Annotated in this window: 18 protein-coding genes; 6 read left to right on the forward strand and 12 right to left on the reverse strand. The window is 74.9% G+C overall.

Annotated elements, in window-relative coordinates; all coding sequences use genetic code 11:
- The first annotated feature begins 127 nt into the window (after positions 1-127).
- Both BLT39_RS17200 and BLT39_RS17205 read left to right on the forward strand, forming a co-directional pair.
- Positions 128-1,732: a sensor histidine kinase gene (locus BLT39_RS17200; protein WP_207508106.1), complete on the forward strand. Its 1,605-nt coding sequence runs from the start codon at positions 128-130 to the stop codon at positions 1,730-1,732.
- Positions 1,729-2,406: a response regulator gene (locus BLT39_RS17205; protein ID WP_091066504.1), complete on the forward strand. Its 678-nt coding sequence runs from the start codon at positions 1,729-1,731 to the stop codon at positions 2,404-2,406. The genes BLT39_RS17200 and BLT39_RS17205 overlap by 4 nt, the downstream gene beginning before the upstream one ends.
- On the opposite strand, the gene BLT39_RS17210 is transcribed toward BLT39_RS17205, so the two are convergent.
- Positions 2,403-4,592: an MMPL family transporter gene (locus tag BLT39_RS17210; protein ID WP_242658507.1), complete on the reverse strand. Its 2,190-nt coding sequence runs from the start codon at positions 4,590-4,592 to the stop codon at positions 2,403-2,405. The two genes, BLT39_RS17205 and BLT39_RS17210, sit on opposite strands and share 4 nt — an antisense overlap.
- Positions 4,593-4,682: 90 nt before the next feature.
- Between BLT39_RS17210 and BLT39_RS17215 the strand changes: the two genes are divergently transcribed.
- Both BLT39_RS17215 and BLT39_RS17220 read left to right on the forward strand, forming a co-directional pair.
- Positions 4,683-5,129 (forward strand): MarR family winged helix-turn-helix transcriptional regulator, encoded by a 447-nt coding sequence (locus BLT39_RS17215; protein ID WP_091066509.1) that lies wholly within the window; start codon positions 4,683-4,685, stop codon positions 5,127-5,129.
- A gap of 22 nt (positions 5,130-5,151) precedes the next feature.
- Positions 5,152-7,017 (forward strand): alpha-amylase family protein, encoded by a 1,866-nt coding sequence (locus tag BLT39_RS17220; protein ID WP_207508107.1) that lies wholly within the window; start codon positions 5,152-5,154, stop codon positions 7,015-7,017.
- Positions 7,018-7,021: 4 nt separating this feature from the next.
- Here BLT39_RS17220 and BLT39_RS22550 read toward each other — a convergent pair whose 3' ends face one another.
- Entirely contained in the window at positions 7,022-11,887 is a 4,866-nt protein-coding gene (locus tag BLT39_RS22550; protein WP_165640302.1) for a fibronectin type III domain-containing protein, read from the reverse strand.
- A 155-nt stretch (positions 11,888-12,042) separates the two neighbouring features.
- Here BLT39_RS22550 and BLT39_RS17230 point away from each other — a divergent pair, with 155 nt between their 5' ends.
- The gene (locus tag BLT39_RS17230) at positions 12,043-12,921 is read left to right on the forward strand and encodes a dioxygenase family protein (protein ID WP_091066518.1); all 879 of its coding nucleotides are present in this window, start codon (positions 12,043-12,045) and stop codon (positions 12,919-12,921) included.
- 6 nt (positions 12,922-12,927) lie between these two features.
- Here BLT39_RS17230 and BLT39_RS17235 read toward each other — a convergent pair whose 3' ends face one another.
- The 10 genes from BLT39_RS17235 to crcB all read right to left on the reverse strand — a co-directional run bounded on the left by BLT39_RS17235 (position 12,928) and on the right by crcB (position 22,753).
- A complete protein-coding gene (locus BLT39_RS17235) occupies positions 12,928-14,538 on the reverse strand; it encodes a methyl-accepting chemotaxis protein (protein ID WP_242658508.1) in 1,611 nt (536 codons plus the stop codon).
- On the reverse strand, positions 14,535-16,088 hold the full coding sequence (locus BLT39_RS17240) for a methyl-accepting chemotaxis protein (RefSeq protein WP_278247008.1): 1,554 nt from the start codon (positions 16,086-16,088) through the stop codon (positions 14,535-14,537). The genes BLT39_RS17235 and BLT39_RS17240 overlap by 4 nt, the downstream gene beginning before the upstream one ends.
- A gap of 179 nt (positions 16,089-16,267) precedes the next feature.
- Positions 16,268-16,675, reverse strand: coding sequence for a universal stress protein (locus BLT39_RS17245; protein WP_091067309.1), 408 nt, complete (start codon positions 16,673-16,675; stop codon positions 16,268-16,270).
- Positions 16,672-18,234, reverse strand: coding sequence for a tripartite tricarboxylate transporter permease (locus BLT39_RS17250; RefSeq protein WP_242658509.1), 1,563 nt, complete (start codon positions 18,232-18,234; stop codon positions 16,672-16,674). Before BLT39_RS17250 ends, BLT39_RS17245 begins: the two co-directional genes overlap by 4 nt.
- Positions 18,234-18,776: a tripartite tricarboxylate transporter TctB family protein gene (locus BLT39_RS17255; RefSeq protein WP_165640303.1), complete on the reverse strand. Its 543-nt coding sequence runs from the start codon at positions 18,774-18,776 to the stop codon at positions 18,234-18,236. Before BLT39_RS17255 ends, BLT39_RS17250 begins: the two co-directional genes overlap by 1 nt.
- Entirely contained in the window at positions 18,773-19,756 is a 984-nt protein-coding gene (locus BLT39_RS17260) for a Bug family tripartite tricarboxylate transporter substrate binding protein (protein WP_091066527.1), read from the reverse strand. The genes BLT39_RS17255 and BLT39_RS17260 overlap by 4 nt, the downstream gene beginning before the upstream one ends.
- Before the next feature lie 85 nt (positions 19,757-19,841).
- On the reverse strand, positions 19,842-20,582 hold the full coding sequence (otsB, locus tag BLT39_RS17265) for a trehalose-phosphatase (protein WP_091066532.1): 741 nt from the start codon (positions 20,580-20,582) through the stop codon (positions 19,842-19,844).
- On the reverse strand, positions 20,579-21,985 hold the full coding sequence (locus BLT39_RS17270) for an alpha,alpha-trehalose-phosphate synthase (UDP-forming) (RefSeq protein ID WP_091066535.1): 1,407 nt from the start codon (positions 21,983-21,985) through the stop codon (positions 20,579-20,581). Before BLT39_RS17270 ends, otsB begins: the two co-directional genes overlap by 4 nt.
- A 40-nt stretch (positions 21,986-22,025) precedes the next feature.
- On the reverse strand, positions 22,026-22,379 hold the full coding sequence (locus BLT39_RS17275; protein WP_091066539.1) for a fluoride efflux transporter FluC: 354 nt from the start codon (positions 22,377-22,379) through the stop codon (positions 22,026-22,028).
- Positions 22,376-22,753, reverse strand: coding sequence for a fluoride efflux transporter CrcB (gene crcB / locus BLT39_RS23100; protein WP_242658510.1), 378 nt, complete (start codon positions 22,751-22,753; stop codon positions 22,376-22,378). Before crcB ends, BLT39_RS17275 begins: the two co-directional genes overlap by 4 nt.
- A 133-nt stretch (positions 22,754-22,886) precedes the next feature.
- On the opposite strand from crcB, the gene BLT39_RS17285 reads away from it, so the two are divergent.
- Positions 22,887-23,987 carry a CaiB/BaiF CoA transferase family protein gene (locus tag BLT39_RS17285; protein WP_091066543.1) on the forward strand — a complete coding sequence of 367 codons (1,101 nt, stop codon included), beginning with the start codon at positions 22,887-22,889 and terminating at the stop codon, positions 23,985-23,987.
- Positions 23,988-24,001: the final 14 nt, after the last annotated feature.

A 24,001-nucleotide genomic window follows, 5' to 3' on the forward strand; every position in this document is an offset into this window, starting at 1 on the left:
ACTGCTCCTGTGGAGTCTGGCGGAGCTCCGGGCTCCGGACTGCGGCCGCCTGGTCCGGCGACGACATCACCGTGGCCGACCGCGTGACCCGGGTCACCGTTGCGTTCATTGCGTGCACACTTCCCCCGTGCGCATCCCCGCCGTGCTGGCCCGCAGCCGCCGCGAGCGCGGCAGCCTGGCCCGCCAGCTGCTGGGCCTGCAGGCGCTGGTGCTGGTGGTCGTCGTGCTCACCCTGGGCTGGACGGCGGTCGTCGACGCCCGCCACGCGGTCGAGGACCGGGCCACCAACCAGGCCCGCAGCATCGCCGAGACGATCGCGGACTCCCCGCTGGTGCGCGAGGCCGTGGTGGAGCCCGACCCGACCGCCGTCCTGCAGCCCTACGTGGAGCAGGTCCGGGCCGACACCGCGACGTCCTTCATCACCGTGATGGCCCCCGACCGCACCCGGTTCACCCACCCCGACCCCGCCCAGATCGGCAAGCCGTTCCGGGGCAACATCGACCAGGCGCTGCGGGGCACCACCTTCACCGAGACCTACACCGGCACGCTGGGTCCCTCGGTCCGCGCGGTGGCGCCGATCTTCGCCGTCGGCAGCAGCACCGACGTCGTCGCGCTGGTCAGCGTGGGCATCACCGTCACCGCCATCGGCGCCGACGTCGCCACCGCGCTGCCCGGCGTGCTCGGGGTCGCGGCCGCCGTGCTCGCGGTCGGCGCGCTGGGCAGCTGGCTGATCAGCCGCCGGCTGCGCCGGCAGACCCACGGCCTGGGTGCGCAGCCGCTGGCCCGGATGCTCGAGTACTACGACGCGGTGCTGCACGCCGTCCGCGAGGGCCTGCTGCTGCTGGACGGCGACCGGCGGGTGCAGCTGGTCAACGACGAGGCCCGCCGGCTGCTCGGGCTGGACGCCGACGTCACCGGCCGGCACGTCACCGAGCTGGGCCTCTCGCCCGAGCTGGCCACCACCCTCTCCCAGCAGCGGCTGGCCGTGGACGAGGTGCACGTCAGCGGCGACCGGGTGCTGGTGGTCAGCCAGATGCCGGCCACCCCGCAGGGCCGCTCGGTCGGTGCCGTGGTGACCCTGCGCGACCACACCGACCTGCAGGCGCTGACCGGCGAGCTGGACAGCGTGCGCGCGTTCGCCGAGTCGCTGCGCTCCCAGGCCCACGAGGCGGCCAACCGGCTGCACACCACGGTGTCGCTGGTGGAGCTGGGCCGCACCGAGGAGGCCGTGGAGTTCGCCACCGCCGAGCTCGCGGTGGCCCAGCGGCTCACCGACCGGGTGGTCGAGGCCGTCGAGGAACCGGTGCTGGCCGCGCTGCTGCTGGGCAAGGCGGCCACCGCGCACGAGCGGGGCGTGACCCTGGAGATCGACCCCGCCACCTCGGTGGGCGCCACCGGCATCCCGGGCGGGGACCTGGTGACCATCGTGGGCAACCTGCTGGACAACGCCATCGACGCCGCCCTCGCCGGCGACCCCCCGCGGGAGGTGCAGCTGGCGCTGTGGCAGGCCGAGGGCCGCCTCGAGCTGCGGGTGGAGGACACCGGCCCCGGCGTCGACGACCCCGACCAGGTGTTCCGCCGCGGCTGGACCACCAAGGCCACCGGCCAGGGCCTGGGCCTGGCGCTCGTCGCGCAGGCGGTGAAGCGCAACGGCGGGACGGTGTCGGTGCGGCCGGGTCCGGGCGCGGAGTTCTCCGTCTCGCTGCCGGTGCGCGCGGCGGTGTCGTCGTGACCGAGCTGGCGGTGCTGGTCGTCGAGGACGAACCGGTCGCGGCGGAGGCGCACCGCGCGCACGTCGACCGGGCCCCCGGGTTCCGCTGCGTGGGGGTGGCCGGCACCGGCCGGGCGGCGTGGGACGCGCTCGGGCGCACCGCCGTGGACCTGGTGCTGCTGGACATGAACCTGCCCGACACCCACGGCACCGAGCTGCTGCGCCGGCTGCGCGCGGCCGGCCGGGACGTCGACGTGCTGGCCGTGACCTCGGCGCGGGAGCTGGCCACGGTCCGGGCGGCGGCCGCGCACGGGGTGGTCGGCTACCTGCTCAAGCCGTTCACCGGGTCGGCGCTGCGCGACCGGCTGTCCGCCTACGCCGAGCACCGCGCCGTGCTGCGCGCCGAGGGCGACGTGGCCGGCCAGGACGCCGTCGACCGCGCGCTGGACCACGTCCGCCCGGCCCGCCCGGCCGCGCTGCCCAAGGGCATGGGCCGGGAGACCCTCGACGCGGTGGTCGCCGTCGTCCGGTCGCGGGACGGGGTGAGCGCCGGGGAGGCGGCCGAGGCCATCGGCGCTTCGCGGATCACCGCCCGCCGCTACCTCGAGCACCTGGCCGACACCGGCCTGGTCACCCGCCAGCCGCGGTACGGCGGCGCCGGCCGCCCCGAGCTCGAGTACCGCTGGCAGGCCTAGCCGCGGGCCAGGGCGGGCTCGGGGTGCGGCTCCGACGGGGGTTCCGCCTTCGCCAGCGCGCTGGGCCACCAGACCCTCCGGCCGAGCAGCAGCACCGCGGCCGGGACCAGCAGCGAGCGGACGACGAAGGTGTCCAGCAGGACGCCGAAGGCGACCAGGAACGCGATCTGCAGCAGGAAGAGGATCGGCAGCACGCCCAGCGCGGCGAAGGTCGCGGCCAGCACGATGCCCGCGCTGGTGATGACGCCGCCGGTGACCGACAGGCCGGTGAGCACCCCGGCCCGGGTGCCCCGGTGCAGCGACTCCTCGCGCACCCGGGTCATCAGGAAGATCGAGTAGTCGATCCCCAGCGCGACCAGGAACACGAAGGCGTACAGCGGCACCGTCGGGTCGCCGCCGGGCAGGTCGAGCACGTGGTCGAAGACGAGCGCGGCCGCGCCCAGGGTGGCCGCGAAGGACAGCACGTTGCAGACCAGCAGCAGCAGCGGGGCGACCAGCGAGCGCAGCAGCAGGGCCAGCACCACGAAGACCACCAGCAGGATCACCGGGATGATCCGGTCGCGGTCGGCGGTGGAGATGTCCCTGACGTCCAGCGCCTGCGCCGTCGTCCCACCGACCAGGACGTCCGGCGAGACGGCGTCCAGGTCGGTGCGGAGCGCCGCGACGGCGTCCTCGGCGGCCGGGGAGTCGGCCGGGTCGTCGAGGGTGACCTGCAGCTGCACCAGGCCGCCTACCACCCGCGGCCGGCCGGTGGCCTGGTCGACGGTGGGCTGCACCGCCGAGACGCCGCCGGCGGCCTGCACCGCGCTGGTCACCGCGGCCAGGTCGGCCTGCGGCGCCACGACCAGGGTGGGCGAGCCCGACCCGGCCGGGAAGTGCCGGGCCAGCGCCTCGCCGCCGACGACGGACTCCACCCGGTCCAGGAAGGTGTCGCTCTGCGGGACGCCGTCGCTGGGCAGGGTGGGGGCGAAGGCGGCCAGCACCAGCAGGGCCAGCGCGCTGAGCACGCCGACCGCGACCGGACGGCGACCGACCAGCCGGGAGGCCCTCGCCCACGCGCCGGTCGACTCCGGGCCCCGCGAGCCCACGTGCGGCACCGCGGGCCAGAACACCCAGCGGCCGTGCTCGCCCGACGACGTCCGGCCGGGGAGCACGAGCAGGGCGGGCAGGAAGGTCAGCGCGGCCAGCACCGCGGCGACGATGCCGACCGCGGTGACCGGCCCGAGGCCGCGGGTGGGGCCGATGTCGGCCAGCAGCAGGCAGAGCAGCCCGAGGACGACGGTGGCCGCGCTGGCCAGCACCGGCTCGAGCGTCTGGCGCCAGGCCCGGCGCATGGCGTCGTAGCGGTCGTCGTGCCGGCGCAGCTCCTCGCGGTAGCGGGCGACCAGCAGCAGCGAGTAGTCGGTGGCCGCACCGACCACCAGGATCGAGAGGATGCCCTGGCCCTGGCCGTCCAGGGTGACCACGCCGGCGTCGGCGAGCAGGTAGACCACCAGGCTGGCGGTGGTGAGCGCGAACCCGGCGGTGAGCAGCACGAAGAACGGCAGCACCGGCGACCGGTAGACCACCAGCAGGATGACCAGGACGGCGATGCCGGCGACCAGCAGCAGGGTGCCGTCGATGCCGCCGAACGCGCTGACCAGGTCGGCGGTGGTGGCGGCGGGCCCGGCGACGTACACGGTGGCGCCGGCGAGGTCGGGCTCGGCGGCGCGGATCTGCTGCACGGCCACCGTGATCGGGCTCTCGCCGTCGGGCAGCTGGGCCGACAGCTCACCGGCGTCGAAGGAGACCAGCGCCAGCGCGGCCCGGCCGTCCTCGCTGGGGATGACCGGGATCGGCCCGGGCACCAGGAAGTCACCGACCGTGCGGCCGTCGGCGACCTCGACGCCGGGTACCGACTGCGCGAACGTGCCGAACGCGGCGAGCTGGTCCTGGGTGAGCGCGCTGCCGGACTCCACCAGCAGGAAGGCCGGGAAGGAGTCGGAGTCGCCGAAGCCGGCCGACAGCTCCGCCACCCGCTGGGACTCCGCGGAGCCGGGCAGGAACGCGCTCTGGTCGTTGGACTGGACCTCCGAGAGCTTGCCGCTGTACGGGCCGGCGACGCCGGACAGGGCCAGCCAGCCGACCACGAGGAGGGCGGGCAGCAGCCACCGCAGCGGGCGGCGGGGAGGGGTCTTCTCGGGCACGGCGCACTCCTGGGGGCCACAATGATCAGCCTGCTGAGCGAACGGTAGATGATGCTCAGCTTGCTGACCATTCGACGGGGGAGATAGCGCGTGCCGCAGTCGTCCGACCTGTCCGGCTGGGCCACCGGCCGGCTGCTGTCCACCGCCGCCCGGCTGGCCGAGCACGCCTGGGACTCCCACCTCGCGCAGTGGGACCTCAACCACGCCAGCTTCGCCGTGCTGCACCTGCTGTCGACGGCCCCGCGCTCGCAGCGCGAGCTGGCCCAGGCCATGCAGGTCGAGGACCAGACGATGAGCCGCGTGCTCGAGCGCCTGGAGCGGCAGGGCCACGTGGCCCGCGAGCGCTCGACCACCGACCGCCGCCGGGTCGAGGTCAGCGCCACCGGGTCCGGGCGCACCGCCCTGGCCGAGGCCGGCGCCGGCGACGCCGCCGAGCGGGTGCTGGGCGAGGCGGTCGAGGACCTGCCGCGGCTGCGCGCCGAGCTCGCCACCCTGGTCGGGCGGCTGTCCGCCCGGCGCTGGTCGCCCCCGTCCTGAGCTGGGCTGCGATGCTGCTCCGGTGCCTGCCGTCGACGCCGTCCTCGCCGACCTCCCCGCGCACCGGCGCGAGCTGTTCACCGCCCGCGTCGACCGGTGGCTGCCCGACCTGCTGGCCGGCCTGACCCCCCTCTACCCCGACCCCGCCGCGGTCGCCGACCGGCTGCTGCTGGCCGCGGCGCAGGCCTTCGCCGCCCGCGAGGACGAGCTGCACGCCCTGGACCTGCGCCGCTCGCTGGCCCCCGACTGGTTCCAGCGGCCCGACGTGCTGGGCTACGCCGCCTACGCCGACCGGTTCGCCGGCGACCTGGCCGCGGTCGCCGCCCGGGTGCCCTACCTGGAGTCCCTCGGCGTCCGGTACCTGCACCTCATGCCGCTGCTCACCCCCGGGCCGCCGCCCGACGACGGCGGCTACGCGGTGGCCGACTACGGCTCGGTCCGGCCCGACCTCGGCACGATGGAGGACCTGGCCGCCCTCACCCGCGAGCTGCGCGGCCGGGGGATGAGCCTGTGCCTGGACCTGGTGCTCAACCACGTCGCCGACACCCACGCGTGGGCGCTGGCGGCCAAGGCCGGCGACCCGGTGAAGCGGGCCTACTTCCACGTCTTCGCCGACCGCACCCAGCCCGACGCGTACGAGGCCACCCTGCCCGAGGTCTTCCCCGACCTGGCGCCGGGCAACTTCACCTGGGACGACGACCTGGACGGCTGGGTCTGGACGACGTTCAACAGCTACCAGTGGGACGTCGACTTCGCGAACCCCGACGTGCTGTGCGAGTACGCCCACGTCGTGCTGGACCTGGCCAACCGCGGCGTGGAGGTGCTGCGGCTGGACGCCATCGCCTTCACCTGGAAGCGGCTGGGCACCGACTGCCAGAACCAGCCGGAGGTGCACGCGCTGACCCAGGCGCTGCGCACGGTCGCCCGGATCGCCTGCCCCGCGCTGCTGTTCAAGGCCGAGGCCATCGTCGGCCCGCGCGACCTGATGCCCTACCTCGGCACCGGCGAGCACTGGGGCAAGGTCAGCGACCTGGCCTACCACAACGGGCTCATGGTGCAGGTCTGGTCGATGCTCGCCAGCCGGGACGCCGTGCTGGCCTCGCACGCCCTGCAGCAGCTGCCGGCGCCGCCCTCGACCACCGCGTGGGTCACCTACGTGCGCTGCCACGACGACATCGGCTGGGCCATCGACGACGGCGACGCCGCGGCGGTCGGCATCGACGGGTACGAGCACCGCCGCTTCCTGTCCGACTGGTACTCGGGGCAGTTCTGGCAGTCCTGGGCGCAGGGCCTGGTGTTCGGGGAGAACCCGGCCACCGGCGACCGGCGCATCTCCGGGACGGCGGCCTCGCTGGCCGGCGCGGGTGCCTGGGACCCGCAGGCGGCGGCCCGGGTGCTGCTGGCGCACGCCGTGGTGCTGGGCTTCGGCGGCATCCCGGTGCTGTGGTCCGGCGACGAGCTGGGCCTGCAGAACGACCCGCGGTGGGCCGAGGAACCCGGGCACGCCGACGACAACCGCTGGGCGCACCGGCCCCGGCTGACCTGGGGTCCCGACGACCGGCCGGTGCCCGACTCGCCGGCGATCGCCGAGGGCATCGCCGCACTGGTCCGGGCGCGCACCACGCTGCCCCAGCTCCACGCCTCGGTGCCGGCCACGGTGCTGGACCCGCGCGACCCCGCCGTCCTGCTGGTGGCCCGGCACCACCCGCTGGGCACGGTGCTCGGCGCCTACAACGTCGCGCCCGGCCCCCGGCACGTGCCGCTGGACCTGCTGCGGGAGCTGGGCCTGGACCCGGCGACCGTGGTCGACCACCTCACCGGCGCCGGCCCGCGGATCGCCGACGGCGCGGTGCAGCTGGCGCCCTACCAGGCCGTCTGGCTGCGCTGAGCGGTCAGCCGGGCACCGGCGACTGCACCACCCCGCTGCCCAGGTCCTTGACGTAGAGGTCGCGCAGCCGGTTGGTGTCGGCGGGCAGCAGCGCCTGCGACGTGGTGAGCACGACCAGGTCACCGGTCACCGCGACCGGGCGGCCGTACTCGGTCGGCGCCACCGCACCGGTCGGACCGCTCACCGGGCGGCCGTCGGCGTCGGCGGTCACCAGGGTGAGCGTGCCGGTGACCAGGTCCCGCCGGAACGTGTCGGTGTGGCCGTTGGTGTCGCCGGTGGGCGCCGCGGCGGTGGTGAAGAACGCGTACCGGCCGGTCGGGTCCAGCGCCAGCTGGTGCTCCCACGCGCCGGTCTGGCCGTCACCGAGGGCGGCCACCGCGCCGGTGACGGTGTCCTTGCGGTAGGCCAGCTGGGTCGACCACGAGCTGGTCGGCGCCGTCGGCTTGGCCGAGGTGGAGAACACCACGTACCGGCCGTCGTCGGAGATGTCCACGTCCCCGGTGTCCCGGGCGACCGCGACCGGGGTGCTGCCGACGGTGCTGACCACGACCGGGTCGGCGCCGCCGGTCAGGGTGGCCCGGTAGAGCACGACGGGGCCGCCGGAGCCGGTGGCCGGGAAGAGGGTGTACCGGCCGTCGGGGGTGATGGCCAGCGCCGGGCCGGCGACCTGGCGGGTCAGCTCCCCGCCCGAGGCGGTGGCCGAGACGCGGGTGACCGCGCCGGTGGACAGCCGCTTGGCGTAGAGGTCGACCACGCCGTTGCCGTCGACCGGGCCGAGGTCGTTGCGGGCGGAGTAGAAGAGCACCAGGTCGCCGTCGCCGCTGATCACCACGGCCGGGCTGGTCGCGTAGACCGCGGACGCCGTCTGCAGCACCGTGCCGGCCACGGAGGCGTTGACCCGGCCGCCGGCCGGGACGCTGACCAGCGCCCAGGTACCGGTGACCGTGTCCAGCCGGTAGACGTCGGCCCGGCCGTTGGTGTCGGCGGGGACCAGCGCCGCGGTCGTGGCCAGCGCGACGTACCGCCCGTCGTCGCTGATCGCCGGGGCCGCGGAGTTCGTGGCGTCGGCGGCGGTGGCCGAGGCCGGCAGCGGGGCGATGCGGGTGGCGGTGCCGGCGACCCGGTCGATCCGGTACAGCTCGTAGGCGGTGTTGGTGTCCGAGGCCTCCAGCCGGGCCCGGGTGCCGGTGACGACGTACCGGCCGTCGGAGCTGACCGCGAGCGCCCCGGTGTCGCCCGACCCCGCTGCGGGCACCGTGCCGACGACGGGGACGACGACGACCGTGGCCGACACCGGGGAGACGTTGCCGCTGGGGTCGACCGCCTGGACGGTGTAGGCGTAGGAGGTCCCGTTGACCAGCCCGCCGTCGGTGGCCGAGGTCCCGGTGACGGTCGCGACCTGCACGCCGTCGCGGAGGACCCGGTAGGTGAGCGGGTCGACGTCGGCGGGCGCGGTCCAGGTGAGGGTGACCGCGGTGTTGCCCGGGCGGGCGGCCAGGGCGGTCGGCGCGGCCGGGGCGGTGCTGTCGTAGGGCGTGGCGGTGACGGTGGCCGAGACCGGGGAGACGTTGCCGTGCCCGTCGACGGCGACGACCTGCAGGTCCACCGCGGTGCCCGGGGCCAGGCCGGTCACCGTGGCGGAGGCGCCGGTGGTGGCGGCCACGACCGCACCGCCGCGCAGCACGCGGTAGCCCACGACGTCGGTGTCGGCCGGCGCGGTCCAGGTGACGGTGACGGTGCGCTCGCCGGCGGTGGCCGTCGGCGCGGTCGGGGCGGCCGGCGGGGTCAGGTCGGTGGGGGTGGCGGTGACCGTGGCCTGCGCCGAGCGGTTGCCGTGCCCGTCGACGGCGACGACGGCGTACCGGTAGGCGGTGTCGTTGGTCAGCCCGGTGTCGGTGAACGACGTCCCGGTGACCGTGCCGACCTGCACGCCGTCCCGGAGCACGGCGTAGGACGCGAGGTCGGGCTCGGTGCCCGCGGCCCAGCTGAGCACCACCTGCCCGTCCCCGCGCTGCGCGGTCAGCGCGGCGGGGGCGGCCGGGGCGGTGAGGTCGGTGGGGGTGCCGTCCACGCCGGCCGAGGGCCCGGACGCGTTGCCGTGCCCGTCGACGGCCACCACGGAGTACCGGTGGACGGTGTCGTTGGTCAGGCCGGTGTCGGTGTAGGTGGTCCCGGTGACGGTGGCGACCTGCACCCCGTCGCGCAGCACCCGGTAGCCGACCACGTCGGGCTCGGGGCTCGGGGCCCAGCTGAGGGTGACCTGCCCGTCGCCGCGGTCGGTGGCGACACCGGTGGGTGCGCCGGGGGCGGTGAGGTCGGTGGGGGTGGCGCCGACCGGCGCCGAGGCGGCCGACCGGTTGCCGTGGGTGTCGACCGCGACGAGGGCGAACGACGTCGCCCGGTCGTTGGTCAGCCCGGTGGCGGTGTAGGTGGTGCCGGTGACCGTGGCGATCTCCGTGCCGTCGCGCAGCACCCGGTAGGACGCGAGGTCCGGCTCGGTGTTGGCGGTCCAGGTCAGCACCACCTGGCCGTCACCTCGTGTGGCCGCGAGCCCGGTGGGCACGGCCGGCGGGGTCAGGTCGGTCGGGGTGGCGGGCACCGCGGCGGTGGCCACCCCGACGTTGCCGTGGCCGTCGACCGCGGCCAGCCGGTAGGCGTAGGTGACGTCGTTGGTCACCGCGGTGTCGGTCCAGGAGGTGCCGCTGACGGTGGCGAGCAGGACGCCGTCGCGGAACAGCCGGTACCCGACGACGTCGGTCTCGGGGTTGGCGGTCCAGGTCAGGTCCACCCGGCCGTCGCCCCGGACGGCGGTGAACCCGGTGGGCGTACCCGGTGCGGTCAGGTCGGTCGGGGTGGCCGACACCGCGGTCGAGGGCGCGGACCGGTTGCCGTGGGTGTCCACGGCGACCAGCCGGTAGGTGTAGGCGGTGTCGTTGACCACCGCGGTGTCGGTCCAACTGGTCGCGCCGGTGACGGTCGCGACCTCGGTGCCGTCGCGCAGCACCCGGTAGGAGGCCAGGTCCGGCTCGGGGTTCGCGGTCCAGGACAGCGTGACCCGGCCGTCGCCGCGGGCCGCGGCCAGCCCGGTGGGCGCGGCGGGGGGCGTGAAGTCGGTCGGGGTGGCGGTGACGGTGGGGTCGGAGGCGGCCGACCGGTTGCCGTGGGTGTCCACGGCGACGACCCGGTAGGCGTAGCTGCGGTCGTTGACCAACCCGGTGTCGGTGTAGGACGTCCCGGTGACCGTGGCGACCTCGGTGCTATCGCGCAGCACCCGGTAGGTGGCGACGTCGGTCTCCGGGTTCGCCGTCCAGGTCAGGGCCACCTGGCCGTCGCCGCGGACGGCGACCAGCCCGGTGGGCGCGGACGGCGGGGTGAGGTCGGTGGGGGTGGCCGACACCGCCGCCGAGGGCACCGACCGGTTGCCGTGGGTGTCCACGGCGACGACCCGGTAGGCGTAGCTGCGGTCGTTGACGAGGCCGGTGTCGGTGTACGACGTCCCGGTGACCGTGGCGACCTCGGTGCCGTCGCGCAGCACCCGGTAGGTGGCCAGGTCCGCCTCGGAGTTCGCCGTCCAGGTCAGGGCCACCTGGCCGTCGCCGCGGACGGCGGCCAGACCCGTCGGCGGGGCCGGCGGGGTGAGGTCCGTCGGGGTCGCGGTCACCGCGGCGCTGGGCGCCGAGCGGTTGGCGTGGGTGTCGACGGCGGCGAGCCGGTAGGCGTAGCTGCGGTCGTTGACCAGCCCGGTGTCGGCGTAGGAGGTGGTCCCCGCGGCGATCACCGCCACCTCCTGGCCGTCGCGCAGCAGCCGGTAGCTGGCCAGGTCGGGCTCGGGGTTCGCCGTCCAGGTCAGGTCGACCCGGCCGTCGCCGCGGGTCGCGGTCAGCCCGGTCGGGGCCGAGGGCGCCGTCAGGTCGGTCGGGGTGGCGTTGACGCTGCTCGTGGGGGCGGAGCGGTTGCCGTGGGTGTCGACGGCGAGCACCGCGTACTGGTAGGTCGTGTCGTTGGTCAGCCCGGTGTCGGTCCACGCCTGCGTCCCGGCGGGCACGATGCCCACCTCGACGCCGTTGCGCAGCACGCGGTAGCCGGCCAGGTCGGGCTCGGTGTTCGCGGCCCAGGACAGCGTCACCTGGCTGTCGCCCCGCTCGGCGAGGAAGCCGGTCGGGGTGGCCGGCGGGGTCAGGTCGGTGGGGGTGGCGGCCACGGCCGGGGAGGACGACGCCGACCACTGCCGGGACACGTCGACCGCCTGCACCGTGTAGCGGTAGGTGGTGTCGTTGACCAGCCCGGTGTCGGTGTAGGTGCGGGCGGTGAGGGTGCCGCTGACCGGCGTCCCGTCCCGCAGCACCCGGTAGCCGGCCAGGTCAGACTCGGTGTTCGCCGCCCACGAGACGGTGACCCGACCGTCGCCGCGCACCGCGGTCACCCCGGTCGGCGCGGCCGGGGCCACGCCGTCCCGGGGGTAGCTGGTGGCGGTCGCCGGGACGGTGCCGGTCGCGCTCGCCAGGTTGAGGAAGCCGTAGCTGGTCCGGGTGTAGACCTCGACGGTGTAGTCGGTGCCGTTCGTCAGCCCGGTGATGGCGGCGGTCGTGGAGGTCCCGGTGACGGTGGTCTGGTAGGAGCCCAGCCTCACTACGTAGCCGCTGCGGTTGGGCTCGGTCGACGCCGTCCAGCTGACCCGGGTGAACTCCCCGTTGCCGGGGGTGATGACCACGTTGGTCGGCGGCAGCGGGTCGCTGTCGCTGGCCTCGACGAGCACCGGCCGTCCGAGGGGCGTCGACGGGCCGGGCGCCAGGGCGACGAACGCGCCGCCGAGGAGCACGAGCAGCAGGGCGCCGCGCACCCACCGGCGCAGCACCTGTGCTCGCTCCACGTGGAACATCCCCCGTCCGGGACCCGGGCGGCGGGTCCACGCACCATTTCGGCACGGCGGCGTGAAGTATTGCGTCCTATCGAGTTTCGTTCACCACGACGAGGGGGGCGGGACAATGCTTGAAGACTCAAGCACATCGGCGTACGGTCCCGGCCATGACCTCGATCTTCGATCCCCGGGTGCCGGCCGGCGCCTTCGACGAGTTCCTCGTCGACGCGCTCCCCGCGGCCCGCGAGCAGCGCACCTGGAGCGACGGCGACGGGGCCCTGCCCAGCCTCTACCTCAGCCACGGCGCGCCCCCGCTGTTCGACGACGGCCCCTGGATGCGCGAGCTGCACACCTGGGCGCTCTCGATGCCCAAGCCCAAGGACGTGCTCATCGTGAGCGCGCACTGGGAGTCCGCGCCGCTGTCGATCTCCTCGTCGGCCGCCGCGACCCCGCTGGTCTACGACTTCGGCGGGTTCGCCCGCCGGTACTACGAGATGACCTACGAGACGCCCGACGCCTCCGACCTGGCCCGCCGGGTGGCCGCGGCGATGCCCGACCGCGAGACGGTGCACGAGCACCGCAGCCGCGGCCTGGACCACGGAGCCTGGGTCCCGCTCAAGGTCATGTACCCCCTCGGCGACGTCCCGGTGCTGCAGCTGAGCCTGCCCACCCACGACCCGCACCGGCTGCTCGACCTCGGCCGGCGCATCCGCGAACTGCGCGCCGAGGGCACGCTGGTGATCGGCTCGGGCTTCATGACCCACGGGCTGCCGTTCCTGACCCGGGAGTCGATCGCCTCGGGCACCGTCCCGGGCTGGTCGCGCGACTTCGACGCCTGGGCCGCCGAGCTGCTGGCCGCCGGCGACGTCGAGGGCCTGGCCCGCTACGCCGCCGACGCCCCCGGGCTGCCCTACGCCCACCCGACGGTCGAGCACCTCAGCCCGCTGTTCGTCACCCTCGGTGCCGCCGACGACCCCGAGACCCCGGCCACCACCACGGTCGAGGGCTGGATGATGGGGCTGTCCCGCCGCTCCTTCCAGGTCTGAGGCGGCTCAGGTCCGGAAGGTCGCCACGGTCGCCCGCAGCTCCCCGGCCATCCGGGCCAGCTCGTCGACGGCGAGCTGGCTCTGGCCCAGGGCCTGCGTCGTGGAGCGCGCGGCACCGGAGACGCCGTCGATGTTGGCGGTGATCTGCGCGGTGCCGGTCGCCGCACCCGCGACCGAGCGGGTCATCTCCGCGGTCGTCGCGGTCTGCTCCTCCACCGCGCTGGCGATGGTCAGCTGGTAGTCGTTGATCTGCTCGATGACCGCGCCGATCCGGCCGATCGCCTCGACCGCGCCGCCGGTGTCGGACTGGATGGCCTCGACCCGCCGGGTGATCTCCTCGGTGGCGCGGGCCGTCTCCTGCGCCAGCTGCTTGACCTCGTCGGCGACCACCGCGAAGCCCTTGCCGGCCTCGCCGGCCCGCGCGGCCTCGATGGTGGCGTTGAGCGCGAGCAGGTTGGTCTGCCCGGCGATGGCCGAGATCAGCTTGACCACGTCGCCGATCTCCTGGGACGACGCACCCAGCCGGGCGATCGTCTCGTTGGTGGCGGCGGCCTCGCTGACCGCGCCCGCGGCGACGCGCGCGGCCTCGTTGGCGTTCTGCGCGATCTCCCGGATCGAGGCGCCCATCTGCTCGGCGCCGGCGGACACCGTGGCCACCGAGCGGGACACCTCCTCCGCGGCCGAGCTCGCCGCGCCGGACTGGCCCGAGGTCTGCTCGGCCGACGCGGAGATCTGCGCCGCCGAGGCCGCCAGCTCGGAGCTGGCGGCGGCGACCGCCGCGGCCGAGGTGACCACCGAGCCGATGACCTCCCGCAGCGAGGTCTGCGCGCGCTGCAGGGTGCGGCCCATCTGGCCGATCTCGTCGGTGCCGCGGACCCCGAGGTCGGCGGTGAGGTCGCCGTCGGCCAGCGCCTCGAGGCCCCGCTTGAGCCGGCCGACCGGGCGCACGACCGACAGGTAGGTCGCCTTGCCCACCCGGGCCACGACGGCCAGGCCGAGCAGGGCCACCAGTGGGCCCACCCAGGTGGTCACCAGCAGCGTGCGGTCCAGGGCGGCCTGCGCGGTGGCCTGGTCGGCGCTGAGTGCGTCGGCGGCCTCGGCGACCGCCTTGCCCGCGGTGTCCTCGGCGGCCTGCACCTCGGTCCACCGCGGCCGGGCGGCGTCCTGGTCGGCGACCGCGTCGTCGACGAAGGCCACCACGGTGCGCGCGTAGTCGGTGACGGTGCCGGCCAGGCCCTCGGCCAGCGGCCGGGCCGCGGAGTCGGCCGGGACGGCGGTCAGCTGCGCCACCAGGTCCTCGACCTGGCCCGCCAGCCCGGCCACCTGGTCGCGCTGGCTCTGCGGGTCGGCCCGGACCAGCGCCTCGTAGGCCTCGACCTGCAGGTCGCTGGTGCGGTTGCCGAGCTCCAGGACGGCGGTCCGGGCCGACGTCAGCGCCTCCAGCCGGCTCGACGACGCCCCGATGGCGGCGTTGCCGACGACCAGCGCGGCCAGCAGCCCGCCGACCGCGGCCAGCACCACCCCGCCCAGGAACAGCCCCTTGTACCGCAGCGACCGGTACGCGAGCCCCCGCTTGCGCCGGACCTGCCGGCCGCCCTCGACCACCGTCTCGGTCACCACGTGAACGTGCCCACCGTCGTCCGCAGCTCCCCGGCCATCCGGGCCAGCTCGTCGACGGCCACCCGGGTCTGCCCGAGCGCCTGCGTCGTCGTCCCCGCCGCGGCCGAGACGCCGGTGATGGTCGCGGCGATCTCGGTGCTGCCACCGGCGGCCTCGGCCACGCTGCGGGACATCTCGTTCGTGGTGGCCGTCTGCTCCTCCACGGCGCTGGCGATGGTCAGCTGGTAGTCGTTGATCTGCCCGATGACCTCACCGATCCGCCCGATCGCGGCCACCGCACCACCGGTGTCGGCCTGGATCGCCTCCACCCGCCGGGCGATGTCCTCCGTCGCCCGCGCCGTCTCCTGCGCCAGCTCCTTGACCTCGTTGGCCACCACGGCGAAGCCCTTGCCCGCCTCACCGGCCCGCGCCGCCTCGATGGTGGCGTTCAGCGCCAGCAGGTTGGTCTGCTCCGCGATCGACGTGATCACCTTCACCACGTCGCCGATCTCCTTGGACGACAGGCCCAGCTTCTGGATGGTCTGGTTGGTCTCCTCGGCCTCGGTGACGGCCTCCGCGGCCACCCGGGCGGCCTCGTTGGCGTTCTGCGCGATCTCCCGGATCGACGCGCTCATCTCCTCGGCACCGGCCGCGACCGTGGCGACCGAGCGGGAGACCTCGTCGGCCGAGCCGGAGACCACGCCGGACTGCACGCTGGTCTGCTCGGCCGAGGCGGCGATCTGGGCGGCCGAGGCCGACAGCTCCTCGCTCGAGGCGGCCACCGCGTCGGCCGACCCGACCACCGAGGCCATCAGCGAGCGCAGGTTGGTCTGCGCGGTCCCCAGGGCCCCGGCCATCCGGCCCAGCTCGTCGCCGGAGTACACGGTCGGGGCGACGGTGAGGTCACCGCGCTCGAGGGCCTCCAGCGAGCCCTGCACGGAGCGGACCGACCGCCGGATGCCCCGGACCACGGCCCAGGCCAGGCCCGACCCGAGGGCCACCATGAGCACCAGCCCGGCGACGAGCATCCACACCGCGCGGCCGGCTGCCGCGTCGGTCTCGACGATCTGCCCGGCGGCCTCGGTGCTGGAGCGCTCGGACTCGGCGGAGAAGTCGTCCATCACCGCGTCCACGGCCGACTGCAGCGACCCGGTCAGCACGATCGCGACACCGGCCTCGTTGCCCGAGTCGGCCGCGCCGACCAGCTGCTGGTCGGCGATCGTGTAGTAGGTCTGCAGGTCCGAGCGGAACTGCGCCCAGGCCGACGGGTCGATCGCGAGCTGCCCGTAGTCCTCGATCTTGGCGTCGATGTCGGTGCGCCGCTCGGCCAGCTCGGCCTTCATGTCCACCCGGTCGGCCTCGCTGAGCAGGGCGTAGCCGGCGTAGCGGGCGCGGTCGCCCTGGTAGGCGCGCTGCAGCTCGCCGAGGGCGACCAGCTGGACGATGTGGCCGTGGTACAGGTCGTTGGCCTCGGCCCGCAGGTAGGACAGGCGCGAGAGGGCCAGCCCGCTGAGGGCGGCCGCCATCAGGCAGACGACGGCGACGATCGCGCCGATCTTGACGGACACGGACCGGTCGGTGAACCAGCGCACGGCGGACTCCAGGGCGACGTGCCGGCCTCGTGCCGGTCACAGGCGTCACAACGGTCACACCGGTCACACCTTGAGCCGCTGCGGGGCGATGTCACCGAACCGCATCCCGACCTGCGGGTCACCGCCCCGCGGCGGTCGACACGTCGACGGCCCGGTCAGCCCTCCCGGGGCGGGCTCTTGACCCCCAGCACCGGGCACTCGACGTCGAGCAGGATGCGCTGGGCGGCCGACCCCATGAGCAGCTTGCCCACCGCGGAGCGCCGCTTCAGGCCGATGACCAGCAGTTCTGCGCCGGTCTCGGTGCAGACGGCCGACAGCTCCTCGGCGACGTCGCGGCCCCGGACGGGCTGGCGGACCTCGGTGCGCAGCCCGCTGGCGGCCAGCTCGTCGTGCAGCGCGCGCAGCTGGTCACCCCGGAGGAACTCCTCGTCCACGAGCGCGTCGCCGCGCGAGGAGTTGACCACCACGAGCAGGGCGTCGCGGCGGTGCGCCTCCGCGACGGCGTGCTCCAGTGCGGCCCGGCCACGGGGGTTGGGCACGTAGCCCACGACGACGACGCTCATGCCCCCCACCCTTCCCGGTTCGCGGCCTTCTGCACCTCGCGGTCCTCCTCCTGCTCCCGGGCGACCTCCTCCGGGGTGGCCCGCCGGCCCCGGACCGCGCGCAGCACGACGGGGACGACCAGCGCGAGCAGGGCCAGCAGCAGCACGACCCGGCTGAACCACGTGTCCACCAGCACGCCCAGGTCGCCGTCGCTGATCGCCAGCGCCCGGCGCAGGTTGGTCTCGGCGATGGGCCCCAGGATCAGCCCGATGACCGCCGGGGCCACCGGCCAGCCGAAGCGGCGCATGGCGAACCCGAGCAGGCCCAGCACCAGCAGGATGACCAGGTCCAGCGGGTCGGCGTTCACCGCGAAGGAGCCCAGCGAGGCGAACAGCAGGATCCCGGCGTAGAGGTAGGGCCGGGGGATCTTGAGCAGCTTCACCCACAGCCCCACCAGCGGCAGGTTCAGCACGATGAGCATGACGTTGCCGATGAACAGCGACGCGATCAGCGCCCAGACCAGCGGGCCCTCGGTGGTCAGCAGGGTGGGGCCGGGCTGGATGCCGTAGCCCTGGAACGCGGCCAGGATGATCGCCGCGGTCGCCGAGGTCGGGATGCCCAGCGTCAGCAGCGGCACCAGCACGCCCGCCGCCGAGGCGTTGTTGGCCGCCTCGGGCCCGGCGACGCCCTCGATGGCGCCCTTGCCGAACTCCTCGGGGTGCCTGGTCAGCTTCTTCTCGGTCGCGTAGGACAGGAAGGTCGGGATCTCCGCTCCGCCGGCGGGCATGACGCCGAACGGGAAGCCCAGCGCCGTCCCCCGCAGCCAGGGCTTCCAGGACCGCCGCAGGTCCTCCCGGGTCATCCAGCTGCCCTTGTGGTCGATGACCTGCACCGACCCCTTCCGCAGCCGGCTGGCCACGTAGAGGGACTCCCCGACCGCGAACAGCGCCACGGCGACCACGACGACGTCGATGCCGTCGGACAGCTGCGGCACGCCGAGGGTGAACCGCTCCTGCCCGGTGAGCACGTCGGTGCCGACCAGGCCGAGGTAGAGGCCCAGGCACAGCGACGCCAGCCCGCGCAGCGGCGAGGACCCCAGCACCGTGGCCACCGCCACGAAGGCCAGCACGGCGAGGGCGAAGTAGTCGGCGGTGGTCACCCCGATGGCCAGGTCGACCAGGGTGGGCGCGACCAGCGCGAGCAGCAGCGTGGCGATGGTGCCGGCGACGAAGGACCCGATCGCCGCGGTGGCCAGCGCGGCGGACCCGCGGCCGGCCTTGGCCATCTTGTTGCCCTCGAGCGCGGTCATGATCGACGCGGACTCGCCGGGGGTGTTGAGCAGGATCGACGTGGTCGACCCGCCGTACATTCCGCCGTAGTAGATGCCGGCGAACATGATCAGCGCGGCGGTGGGCTCCAGCACGAACGTGGCCGGCAGGAGCAGCGCCACCGTCATCGACGGGCCGATGCCCGGCAGCACGCCGACCGCGGTGCCCAGCACCACGCCCAGCAGCGCGAAGAACAGGTTGACCGGGGTGATGGCGTCGGCGAACCCGCCGAGCAGGTCGGAGATCGCCATCAGAACCAGCTCGTCAGGAACTCGAGGACGACCCCGCCGGGCAGCGCCACGCTCAGCGCCTTGACGAAGACGATCCACACCACGCAGCCGACGACCAGCCCGACCAGGAACGGCCGCACGACGCCGACCGCCCCGAGGGCCCAGGCCACCGCGGCGAACATCAGCGCCACCGCCAGCGGCCAGCCCACCACGTTGATCAGCAGCGCGTGCGCGGCGAAGGCGACGGCGATGACCGCCACCGCCCGCCAGTCGGTGGGCGCGGTGAGGTCGACGTCCTCGCTGTCGTCGGCCGGGCCGCGGTCACCGCGCAGCACCCGGATGGCCAGCAGTGCGCCGGTGGCCAGGGTCAGCCCGCCCACCGCGTAGGGGAAGAACCGCGGACCGATCGTGTTCGAGCTGTTCGGGATGGCGATGGCCCCGGCGTCGACCAGCAGGTAGACGCCCAGCGCGGCCAGCAGCACCGCGCCGACCAGCTCGCCGGGGAAGCCCGTGCGGGGCTGCGGAGCCACCTCCGCGGCGACCGACTCCTCGCTCTCGTTCACTGGATCAGCCCGATCTCGGTGAGGACCTGGCGCACGCGGGTCTCCTCCTCGGCGAGGAACTCGCCGTACTCGTCGCCGGTCTGGAAGGTGTCCAGCCACCCGTTGGCGTCCAGCGCCTGGGCCCACTCGTCGGTGTCGTGCGCCTCGGCGACCAGCGCGATGAGGTCCTCGCGGGCGCCGTCGGACATGCCCGGCCGGGCCATCAGCCCGCGCCAGTTGGTGACCTCGACGTCCAGGCCCTGCTCGATGATCGTGGGCACGTCGGGCACCGCGCTGGACCGGTCGGCGGTGGAGACCGCGATGCCCTTGAGGTCGCCGGAGGCCACCTGCGGGCCGTAGTCGGCGGTGCCGGAGATGCCGGCGGCGACCTGGTTGCCCAGCAGCGCCGCCAGGGACTCCCCGCCGCCGGAGTAGGCGATGTAGTTGATCTCGCGGGGGTCGATGCCGGCCGCCTGGGCCAGCAGCCCCGCCAGGATCTGGTCGGTGCCGCCGGCCGAGCCACCGGCGATCGGGGTGCCGCGCGGGTCGGCCGCCCAGCCGGCGACGAAGTCCTCGAGCGTGTCGTAGGGCGACTCGGCGGGGACCACGACCAGCTCGGTCTCCGCGATCAGCTGCGCGATCGGGGTGACGTCGTCCAGCCGGGTGGTGGAGTCGTTGGTGTCGATGGCGCCCACCATGACCAGGCCCATCATCATCAGCAGCGCGTCGTCGTCCTCGCGGGCGAGCTGGCCGATGCCGATGGTGCCGCCGGCCCCCTCGACGTTGAACACCTGCACGTTGCGGGCGATGCCGGTCTGCTGGATCACCCGCTGCAGCGTGCGGGCGGTGGTGTCCCACCCGCCGCCCGGGCTGGCCGGCACCATCATCCGCAGCCGGGAGAGGTCCCCGGGTTGCACGACGGTGCCCGCGCACGCGGCGAGGGTGGACACGGCCGGGAGCGCGAGCGCGCCGGCGAGGAAGCCGCGGCGGGTCAGCGGCACGGGAGCCGCCCGGGATGGTTGCCGATCACCCCCAGAACCTAGGTGAGGACCAGCTGTGCGTCACCTGTCCGTCGTGGACGACGGGTCAGGCCCCGAGCGCGTCGGCGAGGGAGGTCAGCAGTTCCCGGACGCCGTCCAGGTCGGCCACCCGCAGCTGGGCGGCCGTGTCGCCGTCCCCGACCTTGACCGTCACCGCCCCGGTGCGGGGGGCCAGCGCGGTGAAGGCGTCCTCGTCGGTGACGTCGTCGCCCAGGTAGAGCACGCCGTCGGCGCCGAGCTGCTCGGCCAGCCGGAGCACCGCCGTCCCCTTGTCGGCGTCGGTGACGGCGAGCTCAAGGACGTCCTTGCCGGGCTTGGCGGTGTGGTGCGGGCCGGCGGCCGCGGCGGCCCGCTCCAGCAGCGCGGTGGCGGCGGCGCGGTCGGCGACGGTGCGCACGTGCACGGCGACCGCGGCCGGCTTGACCTCCAGCCGGGCGCCCTCGACCGCCTCGACCAGCGGGGTGAGCGCGTCGACCAGCAGGTCGCGCTCGGCGGCGACGGCGGGGTCGAGCCCGTCGTCGTGCTCGGCGCCGTGGCTGCCGATGAACCGGAACGGCTCGGCCAGCCCCGAGGTCGCGCGCAGGTCCTGGACCCCGCGGCCGCTGACCAGGGCGACGACGACGTCCTGCGCCCCGGCCAGCCGGCGCAGCAGGTCCGGGGCCCACTCCTCGGGCACGGCCTCGCCGGGCACGTCGCGCAGCCGGGCGAGCACGCCGTCGTAGTCGGTGGCCACCAGCAGCGGCCGGCGGCCGGCCAGCCGGGCCACGACCTCGGTGCCGGCGGTCACTGCGCCTCCGCCTGCAGCGCGGCGAAGAACGAGCCGGCCCAGTGCTCGAGGTCGTGCCTGGCCAGGTAGCGGCGCATCGCCTTCATGGCCTTGGCCGCCTCGGCGGGGTCGGCCCGCAGTGCCCGCATGAGCTGCTTCTTGACGCCGTCCTTGTCGTGCGGGTTGACCAGGTAGGCCTGCTTGAGCTCGGCGGCGGCGCCGGCGAACTCGCTGAGCACCAGCGTGCCGCCGTTGTCGCTGCGGGCCGCGACGTACTCCTTGGCCACCAGGTTCATGCCGTCGCGGTAGGGCGTCACGAGCATGACGTCGGCGGCGCGGTAGAGGGCGGCGAGCTCCTCGCGCGGCATCGACTGGTTGAAGTAGTGCACCGCGGGCCCGGAGGTGGAGCCGAAGACGCCGTTGATGTGGCCGACCTGCTGCTCGATGGTCTCGCGCATCGTCACGTAGTGCTCGACCCGCTCGCGGCTGGGCGTGGCCACCTGCACGAACACCGTGGACGGCGCCTCGACCAGCTCGTCCTCCAGCAGCTCCAGGAAGACCTCGAGCCGGACGGCGATGCCCTTGGTGTAGTCCAGCCGGTCGACGCCGAGGATGACCTTCTCCGGGTTGCCCAGCTCCTGCCGGATCTCCGCCGCCCGGGCCACGACCTCGGGCCGGCGGGCGAGGGACTCGAAGTCGGCGACGTCGATGGAGATCGGGAACGCCTTGGCGGTGACCGTGCGCCCGTCGTAGGAGATCGTGCTGCCCTTGGTCGGCAGGTCGTGCAGCCGGCGGGCCAGCTGCACGAAGTTCGCCGCCCCGGCGGGCATCTGGAAGCCGATGAGGTCGGCACCGAGCAGGCCCTCGACGATGGCGTAGCGCCAGGGCAGCTGGGTGAACAGCTCGTAGGGCGGGAACGGGATGTGCAGGAAGAACCCGATGGTCAGGTCGGGGCGCAGCTGCCGCAGCATCGCCGGGACCAGCTGCAGCTGGTAGTCGTGCACCCAGACGATGGCGTCCTGCGCGGCGACCTCGGCGGCCTTCTCGGCGAACCGGCGGTTGACCTGCACGTAGGCGTTCCACCAGGTGCGGTGGTACTCGGGCTTCTCGACCACGTCGTGGTACAGCGGCCACAGCGAGGCGTTGGAGAAGCCCTCGTAGTAGAGGTCGACCTCGTCGTCGGACAGGCCCACCGGCACCAGGTGCATGCCGCCGGACTCGAAGGGCTCGGGGGCGTCCCCGGCCTTGCCCGACCAGCCCACCCAGGCACCGCCGCGGCCGGCCACGAAGGGCTCCAGCGCGGTGACCAGGCCGCCGGGGCTGCGGGTCCAGCTGAGCGACCCGTCGGCGGCGACCACCTGGTCCACCGGCAACCGGTTCGCGACCACGACGACGGGGCTCTCGGACCTCTGCTTGTCAGCCATACCGCACCCGACCCTACTGAGCACCCGGGGCGGCCGCAGGTCAGCGGAGGGCCGCGTACCCGACCGCCGCGGCGGCCAGGCCGAGCACCAGCGACCCGCCGAGGTAGCCCAGCGCCCGGCCGACCCGGCGCTCCTCGACCAGCCGCACGACGTCGTACCCGAACGTCGAGAAGGTGGTCAGCGTGCCGCAGAACCCGGTGCCGACCAGCGCCACCACGGCCGGGTCGAGGTCCCGGGCGCCGAGCACCGCGCCCAGCACCAGGCTGCCCGCGACGTTGACCGCGAGGATGCCCACCACGGTGCCGGTGCCCCGCCACCGCGCGGCCGCCCGGTCGGCGGCCAGCCGCAGCGGCGCACCCACCAGCGCGCCCAGGGCCACCCACAGCGCGGTCACCGGACCACCCGCCGTCCGGCGGCCAGGCCCACGACCACCGCGAGCAGCCCGCCCAGCGCGCTGACCAGCACGTAGGCGGCCGCGACGGGCCAGCGGCCGGCCTCGACCAGCTGCGCGGCGTCGACGGCGAAGGTGGAGAACGTGGTGTACCCGCCGAGCACCCCGGTGGCCAGGAAGGGCCGCAGCCAGGGGTGGCCGGGGGAGCGGGCGAGCAGCACCGCCAGCAGCAGGCCGATGGCCAGGCAGCCGGTCAGGTTGACCGTGACCGTCGCCCACGGCCAGCTGCCGGGGGTGTGCGGCAGCCCGAGGGAGACCGCCCAGCGGGCCAGCGCCCCCAGCACCCCGCCGCAGGCCACCACGAGGTAGGTCCGCACGGTGCGGCAGCATGCCACCCGCCGTCCCCCTGGTATCGGAAGCTCGACCAGGCCTGTCCGGCCCGACGGGGGGTGCAAAGCTTCCGATACCGCCGCGGGGCAGGGTGGGGGAGCGACGACGAGAGGCGGCAGCGTGGCCGGACCCTTGCAGGGCGTGCGGGTGGTGGAGTTCGCGGGGCTGGGGCCGGGGCCCTTCTGCGGCATGCTCCTGGCCGACCTCGGCGCGGACGTCGTCCGGGTCGACCGGCGGGCCCGCGCCGGCGGGCTGGTCGGCTCGCTGGGCGCGACGTCGCTGCTGGACCGCGGCAAGCGCTCGATCGCCCTGGACCTCAAGGACGACGGCGACCTGGCCGTCGTCCGGGCGCTGGTGGGCCGGGCCGACGTGCTGCTCGAGGGCTTCCGCCCCGGGGTGATGGAGCGCCTGGGCCTGGGCCCGGAGCAGGCGCACGCGGCCAACCCCGCCCTGGTCTACGGCCGGATGACCGGCTGGGGGCAGACCGGCCCGCTGGCGCACAGCGCCGGCCACGACATCGGCTACGTCGCGCTCACCGGGGCGCTCGGGGCGACCGGGCGGCCGGGCGAGCGGCCGGCGCCGCCGATCAACCTGCTCGGTGACTTCGGCGGCGGCGGGGTGTTCCTGGCGCTGGGCGTGGTGGCCGGCCTGCTGCACGCCCGCACCGCGGGGGAGGGGCAGGTCGTCGACGCAGCGATCGTCGACGGGACCGCCGTCCTCACCACGATGATCCACGGGATGCTCGACGCGGGCGCCTGGACCGACGAGCGCGGGGTGAACCTGCTCGACACCGGCGCCCCGTTCTACGACGTCTACGCCTGCGCCGACGGCACGTTCCTGGCCGTGGGCGCGCTGGAGGAGCAGTTCTACGCGGCCCTGCTCGACGGCCTGGGGCTGGCCGGCGACCCCACGCTCCCCGACCGCCGGGACCGCTCGGCGTGGCCGGCGCTGCGGGAGCGGTTCGCCGAGGTCCTCGCGAGCCGCACCCGCGCGGAGTGGTGGCAGGTGTTCGCCGGCACCGACGCCTGCGTGGCACCGGCCTGGTCGCTGCTGGAGGCCACCACCGACGAGCACAACCGCGAGCGCGGGGTCTTCGTCGAGGTGGACGGCGTGGTGCAGCCCGGCGTCGCGCCGCGCTTCTCGGCCACACCGGGCGCGGTGGGCCGCGTGCCGGCCGTCGGCGAGCACGACGCGGAGATCCGGGCCGAGCTCGGGCTCTGAGGCCCCGGGGGGAC

The sequence above is a fragment of the Klenkia brasiliensis genome (assembly GCF_900100695.1).
In the GTDB taxonomy this organism is placed as follows: domain Bacteria; phylum Actinomycetota; class Actinomycetes; order Mycobacteriales; family Geodermatophilaceae; genus Klenkia; species Klenkia brasiliensis.

Bases quoted from the DNA above. Each gene is read 5' to 3' on its own strand.
- BLT39_RS17230 (WP_091066518.1), top strand. From the start codon at position 12,043: ATGACCTCGATCTTCGATCCCCGGGTGCCGGCCGGCGCCTTCGACGAG.
- BLT39_RS17245 (WP_091067309.1), bottom strand. From the start codon at position 16,675: ATGAGCGTCGTCGTCGTGGGCTACGTGCCCAACCCCCGTGGCCGGGCC.
- BLT39_RS17250 (WP_242658509.1), bottom strand. From the start codon at position 18,234: ATGGCGATCTCCGACCTGCTCGGCGGGTTCGCCGACGCCATCACCCCG.
- BLT39_RS17270 (WP_091066535.1), bottom strand. From the start codon at position 21,985: ATGGCTGACAAGCAGAGGTCCGAGAGCCCCGTCGTCGTGGTCGCGAAC.